The following is a 19,204-nucleotide window of genomic DNA, read 5'->3' on the forward strand; positions in this document are numbered from 1 at the left end:
GCTCCGTTGCCTAGTATTGCCAGGGAAAAGGCGACCAATCGGGTTCGCGCTTCTGCAGGAATGAGTCGCGGCCTTCGACGGCTTCGTCGGTGCCGTAGGCGAGGCGGGTCGCTTCGCCGGCGAAAACTTGCTGGCCAACAAGGCCATCGTCAACCGCGTTGAGGGCGAACTTGACCATGCGGATCGCCGTCGGCGACTTCGTCATGATGGTTTGCGCCCACTCATAGGCGGTTGCTTCAAGTTCGGCGTGGGGCACGGCAGCGTTGATCGCTCCCGCGTCGAGGGCGCGTTGCGCGTCGTACTCGCGGGCGAGGAAGAACACTTCACGCGCAAACTTTTGGCCGACTTGGCGAGCGAAGTAGGCGCTGCCGTAACCGGCGTCGAACGAACCGACGTCGACATCCGTCTGCTTGAAGCGGGCATGCTCGGCGCTGGCAATCGTCAGATCGCAGACGACGTGCAGCGAGTGCCCTCCGCCCGCTGCCCAACCGGGCACGACAGCGATAACGACCTTGGGCATGAAGCGGATGAGGCGCTGCACTTCGAGAATGTGGAGGCGACCGGCGGCGGCACGGCGCTTTCCTGCGGCAGCAGCAGCGTCTGCTTCAGTGAGCTGGGCATCAGCATTCGCAGCGGCAACACCGGCCGCCGTGGGGTTCGTCGCCCCCTCTTGGCCTTCGTACTCGTAACCGGCACGGCCACGGATGCGCTGATCGCCGCCCGAACAGAACGCCCAGCCGCCATCTTTCTCGCTCGGGCCGTTGCCGGTGAGAAGCACGACGCCGATGCGTGGATTCTGACGCACGTCGTCCAGGGTTTGATACAACTCGTCGACGGTGTGCGGCCGGAAGGCGTTGCGCACTTCGGGGCGATCGAACGCAATGCGCGCAATCGTGCCCGTCACATCGTGGTGGTACGTGATGTCGGTGAGGTCATCGAACCCGGCGACCGATCGCCACAACTTCTCGTCAAAAATTTCAGAAACAGGCGCCATGGCTCCACCCTAACCATCGGGGTGCAGAGCGGGCTGATGCCGAACCGGGGATGTTCGGCTTTCGTTCGTCGCGACGAACCCTTTAGCTGCCGAAGAAGCGGAACACGTACAAAACGATGAGCGGGTTTGCGAGAACAGCGACGGCAAGCCCAAAGGCTGCCCAGCGGCGCTGCAGTCCGAAAATGAGACACAGCATGGCGGTAATTGCGGCCGAGATTGAGACCACGATCGCGGCATACGCCAGAGCGGTGCCGTTCGGGTAGTCCCCGCCAGCAGAGACGATCATCGCGATGATGAACAACACAAGCGTGGCGATGCCCAGTGCTGCGGCAATAAACCCCAGCCACCGCGGGCGTGATCGCCGCGCAACCGGACCCTCTTCGGCGTCGGGGGCTGGCTCCTGCTCGCCGTCGGTGGGCAGCTCAGTTTCTTCGTCGTCGACGACGCCCACGACGTAGTACGGCACGACTTTGGTCGCTACGCGCTCAATATCCCCCGGATTAGTCACGCAATTACCCTAACTGACAGAGGAACTTGTCAGACTGGGAACATGTTCCCTTCAGTGAACGACATTCTCGACACCGCGCACGTGGTGTCTCTGCCCATGACCTCACGCTTTCGCGGCATCGATCAGCGTGAAGCGCTCCTCTTTCGCGGCCCTCAGGGGTGGAGCGAGTTCTCACCATTCGTGGAATACGACGATGCCGAAGCGACCCCGTGGCTGCTGGCCGCAATTGACTACGCTTGGAATGAGATGCCGCCGCTCGTGCGCGACCGCATCTGGGTTAACGCCACCGTGCCCGCTGTTCCCGCCGACCTTGTCGAAGCGGTTCTCGAACGTTTCCATGGTTGCCGCACCGCCAAGATAAAGGTCGCCGAGCCCGATCAGACCCTTGAGGATGACATTGCTCGCGTCGCCGAAGTGCGTCGCGTCATGGGGCCAACCGGCCGCATCCGCATTGATGCCAACGGCGCGTGGACAGTCGATGAGGCCGAACGTGCCGTGCATGCCCTCGCCAAATTTGACCTCGAATATGTCGAGCAGCCGTGCGCGACCGTCGACGAGCTGGGCGAGCTGCGCACCCGCATCGCGTACATGGGGATTCCTGTGGCGGCTGACGAGAGTGTGCGCAAAGCCGCCGACCCGCTTGCGGTTGCTCGGGCGGGTGCCGCCGACCTGCTCGTCATCAAAGCTCAGCCGCTGGGAGGCGTCTCTCGAGCCCTGACAATCGTGAAGGATGCCGGGCTGCCCGTCGTGGTCTCGAGCGCCCTGGAGACCTCCGTGGGGCTTGCGATGGGCGCGCATCTCGCCGCCGCCATCGACCCCCTCGACTACGACTGTGGACTTGCCACGGCATCCCTCCTGGCCGCCGATGTCACCGCCGCTCCCCTGCGCGCTCGCGACGGCCACCTCGAAGTGCGTCGCATCGAGGCCGATGAGGCGTTGCTCACGCGCTGGGCCGCAAACCCTGAACGCACGCAGTGGTGGCGCGATCGCGTCGTTCGCTGCCACGAACTAGGTAAAAACTACTCACCTCAGTAACGCGGACGCTCAGTAGGGTGGAATCACTGGTTGCCGCCACCGGCAAGCACATCCGAGGAGCAAGAATGAGTATTGAGTCGCGCCGTTTGCGTGCCGTAGCCGCCGTCAGCCTGCTCAGCCTCGCCACCCTCACGGCCTGCGCGTCACCGTCCGACGAGCCGACCGCGACCGATGCCGCAGTGGATGCCACGGCCCCCGAGGAAGTGGAAGAAGAAGCCGCCACCGGCCCCGAGTGCCTCATCGGCGACTGGTACATTGCCGAGGATCAGATGCAGAGCTTCTACTCCGCAGTCAGCGGCACCAACGAAGGACTCGACATCACGGTGGAGGGCGGCACCGGGCTCGCTTTCACCGCCACGAGCTACACCTACACTCCCGACTTTGCGATCCTGTTGCAGGTCGCAGGCACCGAAGGAACCGGCGCTATCACCGGCGGCATCAGCGGGGAGTACAGCGCCACCGAGACAGTGATTACGACCTCTCAAGAGGTGAGCGATATTGCCGTCACGGTGACTGTGTCTGGCGTCACGATGGATGGCGCGGACCTCACGAACAGTTTCCTGGCCAGCGCGCCCATCAACTCGGCACCGTATGAATGCGGCGCCGAGGGTCCGCTGTTGCAGTTCAGCACCGGCGAGGGAAAGCCCACTGTGCCAATCCAGCTCACTGCAGCAGGCTAACGCGGCGCACCACACTGAGCCCTTGGGGGCTCTCCTCGATCAAACGCTGGGGTTCAGCTCGGTGCGGCCCCAGCGTTTTTCTTCCGCCAGGACGTCGGCGCGCCCAGCCCTCCGGGCACGGCGAAACAGAGGCGCTGATGACGCGCCTCGCTGAGCCTGATTCTACAGGCCTGAGTAGGAGTGAAGCCCCTTGAAGAAGAGGTTCACGACGGTGAAGTTGAAGATGATGGCGGCGAATCCCACTATGGCGAGCCACGCTGAACGCGAGCCGCGCCATCCCCGGGTTGCCCGGGCGTGAATGTAACCGGCATAGATGGTCCAGATGATGAACGTCCAGACTTCCTTGGTGTCCCAGCCCCAGTAACGGCCCCAGGCCCGCTCGGCCCAGACAGCTCCGGCGATGAGGGTGAAGGTCCACATGACGAAGCCAACGACCGTCAGTCGGTACGCAAGAGTTTCGAGGCGGTCAGCGGCCGGCAGGGTGTCGAGAAAGCGCAGCTTGAGTGCCTTGCCCGCTTCGCGACGCGACTGCATGAGCTGCACAATCGAGAGCCCGGCGGCGAGGGCAAAGAACCCGGTGCTGAGGCTGGCGACGAAGACGTGGATGACCAGCCAAGCCGACTGCAACGCTGGCGGCAGCGGCACGACATCCACATAGAAGCTTGAGGTGCCGACGCCGAGCGCGAGCAATGCAAACCCGGTGATAAACGAGCCGAGGAAGCGCAAGTCTTGCCAGAACTGCACCAGTAAGAAGACGCCGACGATCAGGGCTGTTGCGGTGAGTGTGAACTCAAACATGTTCGCCCACGGAACGCGGCCAGCGGCAACTCCACGGAAAATGACGGCACTCACGTGCAGCACCCAGGCGATGACGGTCAGCGCCATGGCGATTCGCAACGACTTAGGCGAGTGCGCAACAGCAGCATCACCCGTTGAAGCGGGGCCTGCGGTCAGCGTTGCCGTACGGCCAGAACCCGCCGCCTGCAATACAGATGCCTGCTGAGCGGATGCCGACGCAAGGCCGGTCGCGCCTGCTGCGGAAGCATCGCTCGACTCTGCCGAGCGGCGCGCCAAGTCGACGGCGAACATTACGAACGCAAAGGTATAAATCGCCATCGCTGAATAGACCGCAATCAGCGAATACGACACGAAGGTCTCAGTCACGATTCCACCCTAACTCTCAGTTGCTGGGAATGTTTATCGGCGAAGTCAGCGACCGCTGACTCGAGGTTGGGGTCGTCGCCGCGGGCTAGGGCGGCGTATTCAATCGTTGTCACACCCGACAGGTCGGTTGTGGCTGCTACCCACATGCGACGGCGCGGCACAAAGAGACTCGTGATGAGCCCGCCGAACAGCAACATCGAGAACAAGAGCACGGGCAGCTGCGACGGGTCATGGTGCACATCAATGGAGACGAATCGCGGGATGCTCGTCAACTCAACGCTGCCCAAACCGTCGGGCAGTTCAAGCCTGTCGCCGGGAGTGAGCCGCAAGGTTTCAGCTTCAGAGTTTCGACCCGCGATCTGATCGAGCGAGTCGGTGTTGAGCGAATAGGCATTGGTGCCCTGCCCGTTATCGAGGCCGAGGTCACCCTCGTACACCTCCAGTGTGAGCACGGGTGAGACCAGGTCGGGATACACGGAAGCAAGTGCGCCAGAGCTGAGGGTTCCCGTGGTCGGGTACAGGAACCCGAGCATCCCAATCTGCTGATCGAGTCCGTCGGGAACCTTAATGATGCAGGTGCTGCCGAGGTTGGCGTCGAACGGGAGGCACGGAGTGGGTTGCGACCAGATGACCTTGTCGTCCGCGTCACGCACCGTGATGATCGGGGCATAGCCGTTGCCGAGAAGATACAGATTGGTGCCGCTCAGGCTCAGAGGCGCGTTGACCTTGATCTGGGACTGCTGCGGTTCGCTGCCACGCACCGTGGTGGTGACATTCGCAGTGAAGTCAATCGCTTGACCGATCGCTTGTTGGTTCTCGATTTCGTAGACCGGCTCGAACGAGTCGAGCGCAACGGTGTACGGATCGAGCGAGTCATCCGTGAAGAAGCGCCCCGGGTTGAAGGAGTCGTAACTGGCGAGAGAGTTGCTGAACGCATACCCCTCAACAACGACGCGCTGGCCCGTGTAGCCGAAGCCGCCGCCGATCCCCACCGTGACGAGCACGCCTACGAGCGCGGCGTGAAAGACGAGGTTTCCGGTCTCCCGCAGGTAGCCACGTTCGGCGCTGACCGAATCGCCATACAGTTCGGTGCGGTACCGCTGCGAGCGCAGCAGGCGGCGAGCCGAGTCGATCGTGGCTGTGGCATCCGCTTCGGTCGTGCGGGTCGTGAAGCCCTGCAACCGCGAAAGGCGGGCGGGGGTTTTGGGTGGGCGAGCGCGCAGCGCATCGAAGTGGTGTTTGGTGCGCGGCAGCACACAGCCGATGAGTGAAATGAAGAGCAGAAGATAAATCGACGAGAACCACACCGAGGAGTAGGTGTTGAACACTTGGAAGAAGTCGAGAACCGCTGCAGTGTCGGGATAATTGTTGCGGTAGGCAATAACACCGTTGGGGTCGGATGTGATTTGCGGCACGAGAGAACCCGGAATCGCCGCCACGGCCAAGAGAAGCAGCAAGAACAGTGCGGTGCGCATGCTCGTGAGTTGGCGCCAGAAGAACCGCGCGTAGCCCACAAAGCCGAGCTTCGGCTGCGTGATCTTGCTTTCCGGCGCTGGCGCATCCATGTGGTCGCTGGGACGCGTCGCATCCCCGCCAGTCACCGAATCGCCAGCTTCTGAATCAGAGGAGTGTGTCGAAGCCACCGATCACCGCCCCCAAACTTGTCACGATTGCACGCCACACACCGGTGACCATGAGTAGACCGATCAGCACGAGCAGCGCTCCGCCGATCAGATTAATAAGACGGATGTGGCGGCGCATCCACGCCACCGAACCGGTTGCCCAGTTGAGCCCAAGCGCCACCAAGAGGAACGGGATGCCGAGACCGAGACTGTAGGCGATGCCGACGATGGCGGCACGGCCGGGGTCTCCGCCATCCAGCACCATGCTTCCGACGGCGATGAGGGTGGGGCCCACGCAGGGTGTCCAGCCCAAGGCGAAGACAATGCCGAGCAACGGCGCGCCAGCAAGACCGGTCGCGACCTTGAACTTCGGCTTGATCGTGCGCTGGGCGAAGGTAACTTGCCCGATGAACACGACGCCCATCACGATCACGAGCGCCCCGGCGATGCGGGTGATCAGATCGAGCCACGGGCGCAGCAGAAGACCGGCCGTGCCAAACAGCACCGTGAAGGCCACGAAGACCACAGTGAACCCCAGGATGAAGAGGCTCACACCGAGAACGAGGCGCTTCGTGCTCCCCTTCTCCTCATTGCTCGTGAACCCGCCGATGTAGCCAAGGTAGCCGGGCACGAGAGGCAGAACACAGGGCGAGGCAAACGAGACGAGGCCCGCGAGCAGCGCAATCGGAATCGCCAGAAGGAGGTTGCCGCCGAGAATGAGCTCCCCGACCGGGTTCGACACTACTGTTCCTCGGCGATGACGGAGTCGATCATCGCGGCGAGGATGCTCGGGTCACGCACGAGCCCGCTGATGCGAGCGGCCACTCGGCCCTCGCGGTCAACCACGAGCGTGGTCGGCACTGCGTTGGGAGGCACGGAGCCGGCGAACGCCAGCTGCACGCCCGCGGTCCTGGCATCCACAACGGAGGCGTACGGAATGCCGAACTCGTCAGCGAAGGTGAGCGACGTTTCGGCAGTGTCAGACACGTTGACGCCCAAGAACGGCACCTCGGGGTATTCCTCACTCAGGGAGGCGAGGTCAGGCGCTTCGAGGCGGCACGGCGGGCAGCTCGAGTACCAGAAGTTCACGACGTAAACGGAGCCGACGAAGTCATTGCTTGAGACGGAGTCGCCCGTGTCGAGGGTTGCGTCGTACGTGATGGGTTCATCGCGGCTGTCGGCCGGAATCTCAACGGTCGAACCGTCACCCGAAATGTAGCCCTCTTCTGATCCGTTCTCGTACTGCTGCGCGAGACTTTCGGTGGCGCCGGAGCACGACACAGTAAACAGAGCAAGGCTCGCCACAACAGCGGCGATGAGACGGCGATTCACACGGCTCCTAAATCGATGGATGCTGCCAGCAAGTCTCCCGCAGGTTCCTGATAGTCAACCTCGACGAAATGGTCTCCCTCGCGGGCGAGCGTCGTGATGCTAGACAGGGTGCAGCGGCGGTGGCGGGGGTCGTGGGCGAGCCGCATTTTCTTCACGGAACGGGCTACAACAACGATGGGCAGCTGATGGCTGACCATAACGATTTCGCCGCCGTCTGCCGCGGACCATGCCTCGTCAATGGCAGCGAGCATCCGGGCCTCAATGCTCACGTACGCCTCACCCCAACTGGGCTTGAACGGATTGATCAGGTGCGGCCACGCGCGCGGCTGGCCGAGAACCTGCGGAAAGCGCAGTCGACCTCCCTCGAACCAATTGGACGGCTCGATGATGCGCTCTTCGGTCGTGATGGGGAAGCCATAGCGCTCCGACCAGGGTTGCGCTGACTCTTGAGCGCGCTGCAGGGGGCTCGCATAGAGCGCCGTGAGGGGCCGCTGGGCGAAGCTTGCGGCGGCGACATCCGCCATTTTATGACCGAGTTCACTGAGGTGATACCCGGGGAGACGGCCATAGAGAATGCGGTCGGGATTGTGCACTTCACCATGGCGAACGAGATGGATGAGGTCTGCTGGCACGGTATTCAGTCTACGTCTGCTGCCCTCCCGCACTTTCTCTTGCGTGATCCCTTGTAAACTCGGCGCTGTGACTACACGCACCCTCATTAAGAACCTGGCCGCCGCTAGCGATGGAGAGACCTCCGTTTCGGGTTGGGTCGACACTGTTCGAGATCAAAAGAAGGTGCAATTCGTTGTGCTGCGTGACGAGTCGGGTGCGGTGCAGCTTGTTCACCCCCGCTCGTTCAACGAAGGCGGCACCCCGGCAGAGGATCCCCTCGCCGAGATCATTTCCGGGCTCGCTCAGGGCACCTTCCTCACCGCAACCGGTGAGTTGAAGCACGACGAGCGCGTGAAGCTCGGCGGCGTTGAGATCAAGCTTGCCGATATCGAGATCGCCGCCGAGGCCATCCCTGAGACGCCAATCGCGGAAGACACCAGTGTTGACAAGCGCATGGACTGGCGCTTCCTCGACCTGCGGGTACCGCGCAATAACCTAATCTTCCGCATCCAGACCACGCTTGAGCACGCCTGGCGCACCTACTGGGTTGAGAACGACTTCATCGAAATTCACACCCCCAAGCTCATGGCCAGCGCGAGCGAATCGAAGGCTGAGCTGTTTGAGGTCGACTACTTCGACACCAAGGCCTACCTCGCGCAGAGCCCGCAGTTCTTCAAGCAGATGGCTCAGTCCGCAGGTTTCGGCAAGATCTTCGAGATCGCACCGAGCTTCCGTGCCGACCCCAGCTTCACCTCGCGTCACGCCACCGAGTTCACAATGGTCGACAGCGAGATCAGCTGGATCTCCAGCCACGAAGACGTCATGAACTTGCACGAAGAGCTCATGGTTGCCGGCTTCCAAGCCGTCAAAGACAAGCATGGCGAAGAGATCGAGAAGCTGTTCGGCATCGAAATGACGGTGCCGACTCGCCCCTTCCCCCGTATCCCGCTGGCCGAGGCTAAGCAGATCGTCAGCGACCGTGGCTACACGGTGCCGCGCGCCGACGCTGACATGGACCCGGAGGGTGAGCGCCAGATCGCCGCCTACGTGAAAGAAACGTACGACCACGATTTCGTGTTCTTGACCGACTACGCCGCCAGCATCCGCCCGTTTTACCACATGCGTCACGCGGATGATGCAGGCCTCACGAACAGCTATGACCTCGTGTTCAACGGCGTCGAGATCTCCACTGGCGCCCAGCGCGAGCACCGCGTTGACGTGTTGGAGGCTCAGATCCGCGACAAGGGCATGGACCCCGCAGAGCTCGACTTCTATCTCGACTTCTTCCGCTACGGTGTACCGCCGCACGGAGGCTTCGGCATGGGCCTCGGTCGCGTGCTGATGTTGCTCCTCGGTCTGCCCAACCTGCGCGAAGCGACGTATCTCTTCCGCGGACCAACCCGCCTCACTCCGTAGCCGCCCTGTGGGGCTCGCGAGGGCCTCACAGTTCGACACACCGAACCCATAGCCAGCGCATAGCTCACTAAGGCAGGATGACCCCATGTCAAAGAAAATTGATTCAGCACTCAAAGATCTGAAGAAGGCACTCAACAAGCATGCTGAGGTCGTAGGCAGCAGTGCTGTCTCGCTGAAGAAGGCCCAGCGTGCGAGCGCCAAGGTAGCGGCAGCAGCAACGGCTTATGCCGAAGTAGTGCACTCCAAGAGTGGAATGGGCAATCCCTTCGACGACATGCTGCAACCAGGACTCGACAGCGGAACGCTCGCGTCATTGGCAGCCGAGCGCGACTCCATCAAGAACCACATGACTGGCCCGATCGAAGTCAGCAAGTAGCAGTCACGACGGTCGTGCTCGCGAGGATGCCCCGCGAGCACTGACACCCTGTTTTACGTAAGGTCTTCGATGCTGGCCCCGCCGGCATTCTTGATGACGGACTCCACAGCACTCTTGGCTGATGCCTTAGCGACGTAGTTCTCGCTCACCGCAAGAGTCTGGCCGTTACTGGCAACGATGCGCCAAAAGAATGGCTGCGTCTCGCTCTTGCCTTTGACGATTTGAAACTTCATAGTTTCCTCTTTCGATCCTCGTTTCGGGACCACGCGAGAGCGCGGCAAGTGCCCCACATCCTAATGCGGAGGTATGAGCAGCCCACAAGAGGCGGCGTCGCTCCCCGGTTTAGAGCTCGAAGTCGACGCAGGCCCGTTCACGAGTGTTTGCCTTCACCACAGCACCCGCTTCCACGTGCAACGGATGCGTTCCGTAAGCCGCGAGAGCCTCAACGGAGGTGTGATCAGACACGAGGATGACGTCCCAATTTCCGGCGACAGTTGCCACATCCGGGCGCACGGTTAGCGCTTCGAGACCATCGATCTTGCCGACGAGAGGTTCCAGCGCAGCAGCCATCGCATCCGCTGCGATCTTCTGGTCTGCCGGATCTTCGGCGATGAGCTTCCACATAACAACGTGACGGATCATTCTGTTTCCTCCAGAAGGGCAGCGCTGAGGCGCTCGGGTTCGACACGCCAAATGGTGTGTACGCGGTCGTTGATGAGCACAACGGGAATCTCGTCCCAGTACTTCGCATTCAACTGCTCATCCTCGAGAATCGACTGCTCAGTGAGTTCGATCTCGATGGTTGAGGGCAGTGCCGCGATGACCTGATTGATCGTTTCGCGGGCATCGTCACAAAGATGACATCCCGGCTTGCCAATTAAAGTGAGACGTTTCGTGGGCACGACCCTAGAATAATGCGAATGCACGAGGTAACGTCGCCCCCACCCAGCCAGAACGCCGTTGTGGCTTTCTTTGACGTGGACAACACGCTCATGCGTGGTGCGAGTGCTTTCTATTTGAGCAAGGAAGCCTGGCGGCGTGGAATCGTGGGCTGGCGAGATATTGCTCGCTTTGCGTGGCACCAGTTTCGGTTCGTCGCTGTGGGAGAAAACCACAAACACATGACCTCTGCACGGGAACGGGCGCTTGAGATCGTGGGCGGGCATTCCCTGCAGACCCTCATTGAGCTGGCTGAGACCATCTATGAGCGCGACATTCTGCCCAACCTCTGGCCCGAAACCGTCGACCTGGCCAAAGAGCACCTCGCGAAAGGCCATGAAGTCTGGCTCATCACTGCGACGCCTCAGTTCGTGGCACAAGTGATTGCCGAACGACTCGGCCTCACCGGGGCGCTCGGCACCCGCGTGCGCGCCGAAGACGGCTTTCTCACGGGAGAACTCGACGGCCACGTGCTTCACGGCCCCGAAAAGGCTGCCGTCGCCACCGAACTCGCTGGGCGGCTCGGGGCCAACCTGGCAGACTGCTGGGCGTACTCCGATTCCAGCAACGACATCCCGCTACTGAGCGCCGTAGGCAATCGTGTTGCCGTAAACGCGGATGTAAAACTCACGCACTATGCCCAAAAAATGGGCTGGCCAGTTCTGCCGCTGAGCCGCGCCGGCCTCAAAGAAGCTCGGCGCCGCGTGAAGCGGCAAGCCAAGATCGTGCGCAAAAACGCTCGTTAACGCCGAACACCCGATCGTTCAGATGAACGTTCGGGTGTTCGAGTTATGACCGTCTCGAAAGACGGCCGCTAGTCATTGGGACTAGTTACTTCTTGTTACGACGCTGGTGGCGTGTCTTACGAAGCAGCTTGCGGTGCTTCTTCTTTGCCATACGCTTGCGACGCTTTTTGATGACTGAACCCATAGGAACCTCACTGATTTCTGAACGAACCGACCCGGTCCGATTCAGAACCGCGGAAAGACATACCGGAAGAGTTTACCGCACCGGGCGGGTTTAAAAGTCTCGATGAACTGGGAATGAACCCTCAGCGACGATTCGCCGCTATCCAACCTCGGAGATTGGGGGCGCAACGGCGCTCGCTACAGCCGATTCCGGGATGCGGAATGAGCGACCAAAACGAACAGCCGGGAGTTCACCGGAGTGAACGAGACGATACACGGTCATGTTTGAGACGCGCATCATGTCCGCCACCTCAGCGACGGTGAGAAAGCGCATCTCAGATAGATCCCGTGACATCGGACCAGCCCCTTTAGTTTCACCAACTGCAGAACGCACAAAGCGACTGCACAAAGCACCCAGCATGTGACTGAAGTGCTAATCGGTAACAATAGGGGCTGGTGTGACTCGCTGTCCACCCCTAAACGCGCTCCCCCGGCGCGCCTCGCGCTTAATCCTTGCGGAAGATGCGAGAGCGCACGGTGCCCGGGAGGTGCTTTGCAGCCTCCGCAACATCGTGAAGTGCGGTGCGAGCTTGGTAGGCACGATCGGCGACTTGGCGACCCAAGTTGTCTCCGACATCCGCTCCCGACCAGGCCGAGAAAGCGCCGGTCGACGCGAGCAGCTCTTCATCGAAGTCTTCTTGGAAGTCCGCACTCAAGAACGGAATCAGCCAGTCTTCAACCTCTTCAAGAGGAGAAGAGTCGAGACGGTAATAGCGGTGTTGGCCGTCTTCACGCACCGACACCAACCCGTGATCGCGCAGCACCTTGAGGTGCTTAGAGACCGTCGGCTGACTCAAATCGAGCTTCTCGACAATCTCACTTACGCTCAGCTCGCCACTCGGAGAATCCGAGGCGATGTACTGCTCAAGCAGCACGGTCAGAAGGCTACGCCGAGTTGAATCGGCTACTACGTCAAAGATGTCGGCCATTGCAATAGGGTACCGGGGGTTTCTGAGGAGTACCATGGCCTCCTGTGCGTGGGGAGATAATTTTATGAGTTCTTGGGCACCTATGCGTGCGCACCCTCGTGAACGCAGCATCCTCGCCCGCGTTCGTGATGTGATCGATCGTTTCGCTGCGGCAACCCCCGCGCGCTTCGCTATCGCCATCTTTTCGGCGCTCGTAGTCGTTCTCACGACGATTCTTGTGCTGCCGATCTCGGCTCGGGACGGTCAGGCAACTCCCCTCGTTGACGCGCTCTTCACCGCGGTATCCGCGATTTGCGTCACCGGCCTCACCACCGTCGATATGTCGACGCACTGGTCAGCCTTCGGCAACTCCGCAATTCTCATTGGTCTTCAAGTGGGCGGAATCGGCGTTCTCACCCTGGCGAGCATGCTCGGCCTCGTTGTGTCGCGCCGCCTAGGCCTTCGCCAACGACTCATCGCCGCGAGCGACACCAACCCCTCGCGCATCCACGTCGGGCCGGTTTCTGAATCACAAGCGATCCGGCTTGGCGAGATCGGTGGGCTTCTGGCGACGGTCGCGATCAGCGCGCTCGCCATTGAAATCGTGCTCTCCCTCGTGATCATCCCGCGATTGCTCGTGGAGGGTTACGACGTGTGGCCCGCCATTTGGCAGGGCTTCTACTTCGCGGCATCCGCATTCACCAACACCGGCTTTGTGCCTGCGGTCAGCGGCATGGAAGCCTTCGCTCAAGACCCGTGGATGCTCGGAGCGATCGGTGTCGGCGTCTTCCTCGGCAGCCTCGGCTTTCCCGTGATCTTCGCGGTGGTTCGCAACCTCAAGAGCGGCGCTCGTCTCTCGGTGCACGCCCGTCTCACCCTCTTCACGACGGTGTTGTTGATCTTTGCCGGGGCGCTAGCTGTGCTGATTCTCGAATGGAACAACACCAACACCATTGGTGGGCAAAGCCTGATTTCGAGACCCCTGACATCCACCTTCTTATCGACCATGACGCGCTCGGGTGGGTTCTCCACCATCGATATCAACGAGCTCAATGGGTCGACGCTGCTTGTCTTCGACATGCTGATGTTTGTGGGCGGCGGCTCCGCCTCCACTGCGGGTGGCATCAAAGTCACGACTCTGGCCGTGCTGTTCTTGGCCGCCCTCGCCGAAGCGCGCGGCGACAACGACATGCACGCTTTCGAGCGCCGCATCCCCACCGACGTGCTTCGCCTCGCCGTCAGCGTCACGCTGTGGGGCGCAACGATCGTCGCCATCTCCACCATCGCGATATTGCAGATAACTAAAGAACCGCTCGACCGGGTGCTCTTTGATGTCATTTCTGCCTTTGCCACCTGTGGACTCTCCACGGGACTGACCGAGACCCTGCCCGATGGCGGCAAGTACATCCTCGCCGCCACAATGTGGGCTGGACGAGTGGGAACGGTTACGCTGGCGGCAGCCCTTGCGGCCAGTCAGCGCCGTCAATTGTTCACGAGAGCAGAAGAGAGGCCCATCGTTGGTTGACAAGATCGCCCACAATGCCCCGGTGCTAGTAATCGGGCTTGGTCGCTTCGGTGCGGCCACTGCCGGTCAACTTCAGCGCCTCGACCGCGAAGTTCTTGCGATCGATGCTGACCTCAGCCTCGTACAAAAATGGTCGGAGCGCGTCACTCACGCCGTGCAAACTGACGCTCGCAGCCTCGACGCTCTGCAGCAGATCGGCGCGCAAGACTTCTCGATCGCTGTCGTGGCTGTCGGCTCGTCGATTGAAGCCAGCGTGCTCATCACGGCCAACCTTGTCGACCTCAAGATTCCGCAGATCTGGGCCAAGGCCATCAGTCGCTCCCACGGCAAGATCCTGAACCGCATCGGCGCCAACCACGTGATTTACCCGGAAGCTGAGGCCGGCGAGCGCGTCGCGCACCTCGTGTCTGGCCGGATGATCGACTTCATCGAGTTCGATGACGACTTCGCCATCGTCAAGATGTACCCGCCGAAGCCCATCCGCGGCCTTCCGCTGAGCGAATCGCAAGTTCGCCGCAAGTACGGCATCACAGTGGTCGGGGTGAAGTCGCCCGGTAAGGAATTTACCTACGCCACTCCCGAGACGGTGATCTCGAATCACGACCTCGTGATCGTCAGTGGCAACTCCGTTGACATCGAAAAGTTCGCGACACTAGCGACCTAGCCCCGTTCGTGGACTGATCTGCGCGCACTCGCTACCTGTATCTTGATTCCGTGAGCAAAAAACGGGCGACCCCGGGGTCGCAAACTTCGCTCCGCGAAGCTAACCGCGCTCGCATTGTCGACGCGGTCAAGCACCATGGTGGCCTCACGCAGATCGAATTGGCCGGGGTTACCGGTCTTTCGCCAGCCACCGTCTCCAACATTGTCAAAGAGCTCGTCACCTCCGGAGTGCTCGCGACCACGATGAGCACGCGCAGTGGTCGTCGCGCCCACCAGATCACGCTTGCTCGCGCCCTTGGCCTCGTCGCTGGCGTTCACTTCTCGGAACGCCACATGCGCGTAGCGCTCTCGGATGTCGCCCACACGGTAGTCGCCGAGCACCACATGCCGCTCGCGAAAGACCACCGCGCCGACAACGAGCTCAATCGGGCTGCCCAACTCATCACCGACATGCTCGAATCGGTCGATGCCACGCACGATGAGATCCTGGCGGTTGGCCTCGCGATGCCCGCCCCCATGGATCAATCGACGGGCATCATTTCGCGCACGGGGATCATGCGCGGCTGGGACGGCGTTCCCGTCGCAGAATCTCTCGGCATCCGCCTCAATAGCCCGGTGTATGTCGACAACAACGCCAACATGGGGGCGCTCGCCGAGTACCGCTCGGGCGCGCTGCGCGGCAAGCCCAATTCTCTCTACGTCAGCATCGATGACGGTATTGGCGCTGGCCTCATCCTGAACGGCGCGGTGTTCCGTGGACACCACGGCACTGCCGGTGAATTTGGCCACATGGTTCTCGACGAAGATGGCGCACTCTGCCGCTGCGGCAATCGTGGATGTCTCGAAACCCTCGCTGGTGGCCAAGCCATCGTTGAGTCGGTGCGCACTGGCCGTCGCGGTCTCAAGCTTCACGATGTGGTGGTGCGCGCAATCGCCGGGGATAACGCGTGCATCCGGGCCATTGCCGATGCGGGACGCCATCTCGGCATCGCCGCCGGCAATCTGAGTAACGTCTTTGATCCCGAGCGCATCGCGGTGGGCGGCGAACTCTCGCAGGCGGGTGAGCTGCTGTTGGGCCCGATGCGGCACGCGATGGAACGTTCGGTCATTGTGGGCTCCGGGCAGGCTGCTGATCTTGTGCAGAGCCAGCTGGGGCCGCGCAGCGAGCTGTTGGGGTCGATCGCCTTTGCGATTGATCAACTCACGATTGGAGCCGACGCCACGCTGAGCGCCGAGCCTTCGATAACGGAGGCCTCGTGACATCCGCCCGTTCTCGAATTGTGCAACTGCTGGCGACCGCGCTCGTGACGGTTCTCGCTCTCGGCGGCTGCGCGATGATCTCCCCTAACGCGTCGGCAGATAACTCCCGCACGATCGCGCTGCTGCTGCCCGAATCGAAGACGGCGCGTTACGAGGCCTATGATCGCCCGTTCTTTGAGGCGAAGGTTGCCGAGCTGTGCCCTGAGTGCAACGTGATTTATGCGAATGCCGATCAGGACCCGGCGAAGCAGCAACAGCAGGCCGAGTCTGCTTTTGCGCAGGGCATTAGCGTGCTCGTGCTCGACCCCGTGGATTCTTCGGCGGCGGTAACGATCGTCGCTACGGCCCAGTCCTATAAGGTTCCCGTGATTTCGTATGACCGCCTGATTGGCAGCCCCGAACTCGCATTTTGGGTGTCGTTCGATAACGAAAAAGTGGGTTCGTTGCAGGGCAAAGCGCTCGTCGAGCGTCTCGCCGATCAGGGCCTCTCTGAGGGCAACATTGTGATGATCAACGGCTCCCCCACCGACAACAATTCGCGCCTGTTCAAGAAGGGCGCGCACAGTGTGATCGATGGCAGCGCCTATACGGTCGTTGCCGAATTCGACACTCCCGACTGGAGCCCAGACAAAGCCCAGGAGTGGATGGCGAGCCAGGTCACCCAGTTCGGCGACAGTCTCATTGGCGTCTATGCCGCTAACGACGCAACGGCTGGCGGAGCTATCGCTGCGCTCAAGGCTGGCGGGGTGACCCCGCTGCCACCCGTCACCGGTCAGGATGCCGAACTCACCGCCATCCAACGCATTGTGAGCGGCGACCAGTACATGACCGTCTACAAGGATCTGAAGCGCGAGGCTGAGATCGCGGCGACACACGCGGTGGCGCTGCTCGACGGCAAGCAACTCGTGGGACAGAGCGAGGAAACCAACGGCGTTCCGACAACACTGCTCACTCCCGTAATCGTGACGATGGACAACATTATGGAGACCGTCGTCGCTGATGGTTTCTACACCGTCGAGCAAATTTGCACGACCGAATATGCCCAAGCGTGTGCGGCGGCGGGGATTCAGTAATGCCCCACGACACCAGCACGGTCAACGAACTCAAGGAAGAGAGCCACAATGACTAATGTCACTCCGGCCACCTCAGACGATGAGCCGATCCTTTCGCTGCGGGGAATCAGCAAGCAGTTCGGTGCGATTGAGGCACTGAGCAATGTGTCGCTCGACATTTATCCCGGCGAGGTCGTGGCGATCGTTGGCGACAACGGTGCGGGAAAGTCGACCCTCGTGAAGGTGCTCGCTGGCGTGCATCCGGCCACTTCGGGCACTATTACCTATCGCGGCGACGAAGTGTCGTTGGCGAACCCCACGGATGCCCGCGATTTGGGCATCGCGACGGTGTTTCAAGATTTGGCGCTGTGCGACAACCTCGATGTGGTGTCGAACCTGTTCTTGGGTCGCGAACTCGGCACTCGAGCGCTCGATGAGGTCGAGATGGAGCAGCAGACCTGGGCGCTCTTGCGGCAGCTCTCGGCCAAGATTCCTTCCGTGCGCACTCCCGTTGCCGGGCTCTCGGGCGGGCAACGCCAGACCGTCGCCATTGCGCGTTCACTCATCGGCAATCCGTCGATTGTGGTGTTGGATGAGCCCACCGCCGCCCTCGGCGTCGCTCAAACTGCTGAGGTGCTGAACCTTATTGAGCACCTCCGCGAGCGCGGTCACGGCATTGTCTTAGTGAGCCACAACATGGCTGACGTGCAGGCCGTGGCTGACCGCGTTGTGGTGTTGCGGCTCGGTCGCAACAATGGCGACTTTGCTGTTGCCGACGTGACGTACGAAGACATCATCGCGGCGATTACGGGCGCAACGGACAACGCGGTGAGTCGCCGTGCTGGATTGACCGGCGCGACCTTCACCCGCATCAAGGAAGGACTCAGCTCATGAGCACCTCCGACTCGCAACCACCCACGAACAACTCGCCAGCCGTCGAGTTGCCGCCAACGTCAGGTCTCGCAGAGTCCTGGGCCGGGTTTCGGTCACGCGTGAAAGGCGGCGATCTCGGGGCGATTCCCGTTGTCGTGGGCCTTGCCCTCATCTGGACCGTGTTCCAAATCTTGAACCCGACGTTCCTGTCGAGTGCGAACCTCGTGAACCTTGCGATGCAGTCCGCCGCGCTCGGCACGATCGCGCTCGGTGTAGTGCTCGTATTGCTGCTCGCCCAAATCGACCTCTCGGTCGGCTCGCTCTCCGGGCTCGCGGCCGCGATTCTGGCGGTCACGTTTACCCAGCTGAACTGGCCGCTGCCGTTCGCCATCCTCGCCGCGCTCGCCGCCGGAGCACTGTTCGGATGGTTCTATGGCTTCTTGCTGACCCGCTTCGGCGTTCCCAGCTTCGTCATCACCCTCGCGGGCCTCCTCGGCGTGCTTGGGCTCCAACTGTGGGTGCTTGGCAAGCTCGGCTCGATCAATATTCCGTTTGATTCATGGATCGTGCAATTCGCCCAGCTCATGTTTTTGCCTGCGTGGCTCTCCTACCTGCTCGCCGCGCTCGCAAGCCTCGCCTACGTTGGCACGCATCTCTCGCTGGCCAACCGCCGCATCCGCGCTGGCCTGCTGCCCGAGTCACGCACCGCGATCCTGCTTCGCGGCGGGCTCATGCTCGTCGCGCTCCTGTTGGGAACCTGGTATCTCAACACCGACCGCGGCATCGGCCTCATGTTTCTGCTCTTTGTCGTGCTCGTGATGGCCGTCAACTTTGCGCTCAAGCGCACGCGGTGGGGGCGCTCAATTTACGCCATCGGCGGCAACGTTGAAGCAGCCAGGCGTGCCGGAATCCGAGTGGATCGCGTCTACATTTCGGTGTTTATGGTGAGCGCAATGCTCGCCACTCTTGGTGGTGTCTTGGCCGCATCACGGCTTGCCGCTGCCAACCAGAGCAGCGGCGGAGGCGACACCAACCTCACCGCCATTGCGGCAGCCGTGATCGGCGGCGCAAGCCTCTTTGGCGGTCGCGGAAGCGCCTGGTCTGCCCTGCTGGGCATTGTCGTGATTCAGTCGATCTCGAGCGGCCTCACCCTGCTGAGCCTTGATTCATCGGTGCGCTACATGGTCACGGGAGCAGTGTTGCTGCTCGCCGTGATCATCGACTCGATGTCTCGTCGTTCGCGCGCGCTGCACGGCCGCTTCTAAAAGCGGTCGCGC

At 61.6% G+C, this 19,204-nt stretch carries 24 protein-coding genes; 11 read left to right on the forward strand and 13 right to left on the reverse strand.

What is annotated here, in order from left to right; all coding sequences use genetic code 11:
* Positions 1-10: 10 nt before the first annotated feature.
* Both I6E51_RS12455 and I6E51_RS12460 read right to left on the reverse strand, forming a co-directional pair.
* Positions 11-994: a 1,4-dihydroxy-2-naphthoyl-CoA synthase gene (locus tag I6E51_RS12455; RefSeq protein WP_197108307.1), complete on the reverse strand. Its 984-nt coding sequence runs from the start codon at positions 992-994 to the stop codon at positions 11-13.
* Between the two features lie 82 nt (positions 995-1,076).
* The gene (locus I6E51_RS12460) at positions 1,077-1,502 is read right to left on the reverse strand and encodes a 1,4-dihydroxy-6-naphthoate synthase (protein WP_197110496.1); all 426 of its coding nucleotides are present in this window, start codon (positions 1,500-1,502) and stop codon (positions 1,077-1,079) included.
* A gap of 42 nt (positions 1,503-1,544) precedes the next feature.
* Here I6E51_RS12460 and I6E51_RS12465 point away from each other — a divergent pair, with 42 nt between their 5' ends.
* Together I6E51_RS12465 and I6E51_RS12470 are read left to right on the forward strand one after the other, a co-directional pair.
* Positions 1,545-2,537 carry an o-succinylbenzoate synthase gene (locus I6E51_RS12465; RefSeq protein WP_197110497.1) on the forward strand — a complete coding sequence of 331 codons (993 nt, stop codon included), beginning with the start codon at positions 1,545-1,547 and terminating at the stop codon, positions 2,535-2,537.
* A 65-nt stretch (positions 2,538-2,602) separates the two neighbouring features.
* On the forward strand, positions 2,603-3,217 hold the full coding sequence (locus I6E51_RS12470) for a hypothetical protein (protein WP_197110498.1): 615 nt from the start codon (positions 2,603-2,605) through the stop codon (positions 3,215-3,217).
* Positions 3,218-3,379: 162 nt separating this feature from the next.
* On the opposite strand, the gene ccsB is transcribed toward I6E51_RS12470, so the two are convergent.
* Genes ccsB through I6E51_RS12495 form a run of 5 tightly spaced genes read right to left on the reverse strand, consistent with a single transcriptional unit; the run spans position 3,380 to position 7,967 of the window.
* Positions 3,380-4,381 carry a c-type cytochrome biogenesis protein CcsB gene (gene ccsB, locus I6E51_RS12475; RefSeq protein WP_307783971.1) on the reverse strand — a complete coding sequence of 334 codons (1,002 nt, stop codon included), beginning with the start codon at positions 4,379-4,381 and terminating at the stop codon, positions 3,380-3,382.
* A complete protein-coding gene (locus I6E51_RS12480; RefSeq protein ID WP_307783972.1) occupies positions 4,378-6,024 on the reverse strand; it encodes a cytochrome c biogenesis protein ResB in 1,647 nt (548 codons plus the stop codon). The genes ccsB and I6E51_RS12480 overlap by 4 nt, the downstream gene beginning before the upstream one ends.
* The gene (locus I6E51_RS12485; RefSeq protein WP_197110499.1) at positions 6,002-6,745 is read right to left on the reverse strand and encodes a cytochrome c biogenesis protein CcdA; all 744 of its coding nucleotides are present in this window, start codon (positions 6,743-6,745) and stop codon (positions 6,002-6,004) included. Before I6E51_RS12485 ends, I6E51_RS12480 begins: the two co-directional genes overlap by 23 nt.
* Positions 6,745-7,335 (reverse strand): TlpA disulfide reductase family protein, encoded by a 591-nt coding sequence (locus I6E51_RS12490; protein WP_197108317.1) that lies wholly within the window; start codon positions 7,333-7,335, stop codon positions 6,745-6,747. The genes I6E51_RS12485 and I6E51_RS12490 overlap by 1 nt, the downstream gene beginning before the upstream one ends.
* Positions 7,332-7,967, reverse strand: a complete 636-nt coding sequence (locus tag I6E51_RS12495) for a histidine phosphatase family protein (protein WP_197110500.1) — start codon at positions 7,965-7,967, stop codon at positions 7,332-7,334. The genes I6E51_RS12490 and I6E51_RS12495 overlap by 4 nt, the downstream gene beginning before the upstream one ends.
* 67 nt (positions 7,968-8,034) lie before the next feature.
* Between I6E51_RS12495 and aspS the strand changes: the two genes are divergently transcribed.
* Complete coding sequence (gene aspS, locus I6E51_RS12500; RefSeq protein ID WP_197110501.1) at positions 8,035-9,363, forward strand: aspartate--tRNA(Asn) ligase; 1,329 nt, start codon at positions 8,035-8,037, stop codon at positions 9,361-9,363.
* Between the two features lie 85 nt (positions 9,364-9,448).
* The gene (locus tag I6E51_RS12505) at positions 9,449-9,739 is read left to right on the forward strand and encodes a hypothetical protein (RefSeq protein ID WP_197110502.1); all 291 of its coding nucleotides are present in this window, start codon (positions 9,449-9,451) and stop codon (positions 9,737-9,739) included.
* Between the two features lie 53 nt (positions 9,740-9,792).
* Here the strand turns inward: I6E51_RS12505 and I6E51_RS12510 are convergent, their stop codons facing one another.
* The 3 genes from I6E51_RS12510 to I6E51_RS12520 all read right to left on the reverse strand — a co-directional run bounded on the left by I6E51_RS12510 (position 9,793) and on the right by I6E51_RS12520 (position 10,641).
* Complete coding sequence (locus I6E51_RS12510; protein ID WP_197110503.1) at positions 9,793-9,972, reverse strand: YegP family protein; 180 nt, start codon at positions 9,970-9,972, stop codon at positions 9,793-9,795.
* 109 nt (positions 9,973-10,081) lie between these two features.
* Positions 10,082-10,381, reverse strand: coding sequence for a Dabb family protein (locus I6E51_RS12515; RefSeq protein WP_197108327.1), 300 nt, complete (start codon positions 10,379-10,381; stop codon positions 10,082-10,084).
* Positions 10,378-10,641, reverse strand: a complete 264-nt coding sequence (locus I6E51_RS12520; RefSeq protein WP_197108329.1) for a glutaredoxin family protein — start codon at positions 10,639-10,641, stop codon at positions 10,378-10,380. The genes I6E51_RS12515 and I6E51_RS12520 overlap by 4 nt, the downstream gene beginning before the upstream one ends.
* A gap of 18 nt (positions 10,642-10,659) precedes the next feature.
* Here I6E51_RS12520 and I6E51_RS12525 point away from each other — a divergent pair, with 18 nt between their 5' ends.
* Positions 10,660-11,424, forward strand: a complete 765-nt coding sequence (locus I6E51_RS12525) for an HAD family phosphatase (RefSeq protein ID WP_197110504.1) — start codon at positions 10,660-10,662, stop codon at positions 11,422-11,424.
* An 85-nt stretch (positions 11,425-11,509) separates the two neighbouring features.
* Here the strand turns inward: I6E51_RS12525 and I6E51_RS12530 are convergent, their stop codons facing one another.
* The 3 genes from I6E51_RS12530 to I6E51_RS12540 form a co-directional block, all read right to left on the reverse strand.
* Positions 11,510-11,608, reverse strand: coding sequence for an AURKAIP1/COX24 domain-containing protein (locus tag I6E51_RS12530; protein WP_003792170.1), 99 nt, complete (start codon positions 11,606-11,608; stop codon positions 11,510-11,512).
* Between the two features lie 138 nt (positions 11,609-11,746).
* Positions 11,747-11,941 carry a helix-turn-helix domain-containing protein gene (locus I6E51_RS12535; RefSeq protein ID WP_129072959.1) on the reverse strand — a complete coding sequence of 65 codons (195 nt, stop codon included), beginning with the start codon at positions 11,939-11,941 and terminating at the stop codon, positions 11,747-11,749.
* 151 nt (positions 11,942-12,092) lie between these two features.
* Positions 12,093-12,575 carry a helix-turn-helix transcriptional regulator gene (locus I6E51_RS12540; RefSeq protein WP_197108333.1) on the reverse strand — a complete coding sequence of 161 codons (483 nt, stop codon included), beginning with the start codon at positions 12,573-12,575 and terminating at the stop codon, positions 12,093-12,095.
* 64 nt (positions 12,576-12,639) lie between these two features.
* On the opposite strand from I6E51_RS12540, the gene I6E51_RS12545 reads away from it, so the two are divergent.
* From I6E51_RS12545 to I6E51_RS12570, 6 genes are read left to right on the forward strand one after another with little or no spacing between them, the layout of a single operon-like run.
* Positions 12,640-14,079, forward strand: a complete 1,440-nt coding sequence (locus I6E51_RS12545; RefSeq protein WP_231600045.1) for a TrkH family potassium uptake protein — start codon at positions 12,640-12,642, stop codon at positions 14,077-14,079.
* The gene (locus I6E51_RS12550; RefSeq protein WP_197108335.1) at positions 14,072-14,743 is read left to right on the forward strand and encodes a TrkA family potassium uptake protein; all 672 of its coding nucleotides are present in this window, start codon (positions 14,072-14,074) and stop codon (positions 14,741-14,743) included. The genes I6E51_RS12545 and I6E51_RS12550 overlap by 8 nt, the downstream gene beginning before the upstream one ends.
* 50 nt (positions 14,744-14,793) lie before the next feature.
* Complete coding sequence (locus I6E51_RS12555) at positions 14,794-16,002, forward strand: ROK family transcriptional regulator (RefSeq protein ID WP_197108337.1); 1,209 nt, start codon at positions 14,794-14,796, stop codon at positions 16,000-16,002.
* Positions 15,999-17,075: a sugar ABC transporter substrate-binding protein gene (locus tag I6E51_RS12560; RefSeq protein WP_307783975.1), complete on the forward strand. Its 1,077-nt coding sequence runs from the start codon at positions 15,999-16,001 to the stop codon at positions 17,073-17,075. The genes I6E51_RS12555 and I6E51_RS12560 overlap by 4 nt, the downstream gene beginning before the upstream one ends.
* Before the next feature lie 48 nt (positions 17,076-17,123).
* Positions 17,124-17,948, forward strand: coding sequence for an ATP-binding cassette domain-containing protein (locus tag I6E51_RS12565; RefSeq protein ID WP_197110505.1), 825 nt, complete (start codon positions 17,124-17,126; stop codon positions 17,946-17,948).
* Positions 17,945-19,192: a sugar ABC transporter permease gene (locus I6E51_RS12570; protein ID WP_197110506.1), complete on the forward strand. Its 1,248-nt coding sequence runs from the start codon at positions 17,945-17,947 to the stop codon at positions 19,190-19,192. The genes I6E51_RS12565 and I6E51_RS12570 overlap by 4 nt, the downstream gene beginning before the upstream one ends.
* The last annotated feature ends 12 nt before the right edge of the window (positions 19,193-19,204 follow it).

Origin of the sequence: Salinibacterium sp. NSLL17, assembly GCF_015864935.1 — a bacterium.
GTDB lineage: Bacteria > Actinomycetota > Actinomycetes > Actinomycetales > Microbacteriaceae > Rhodoglobus.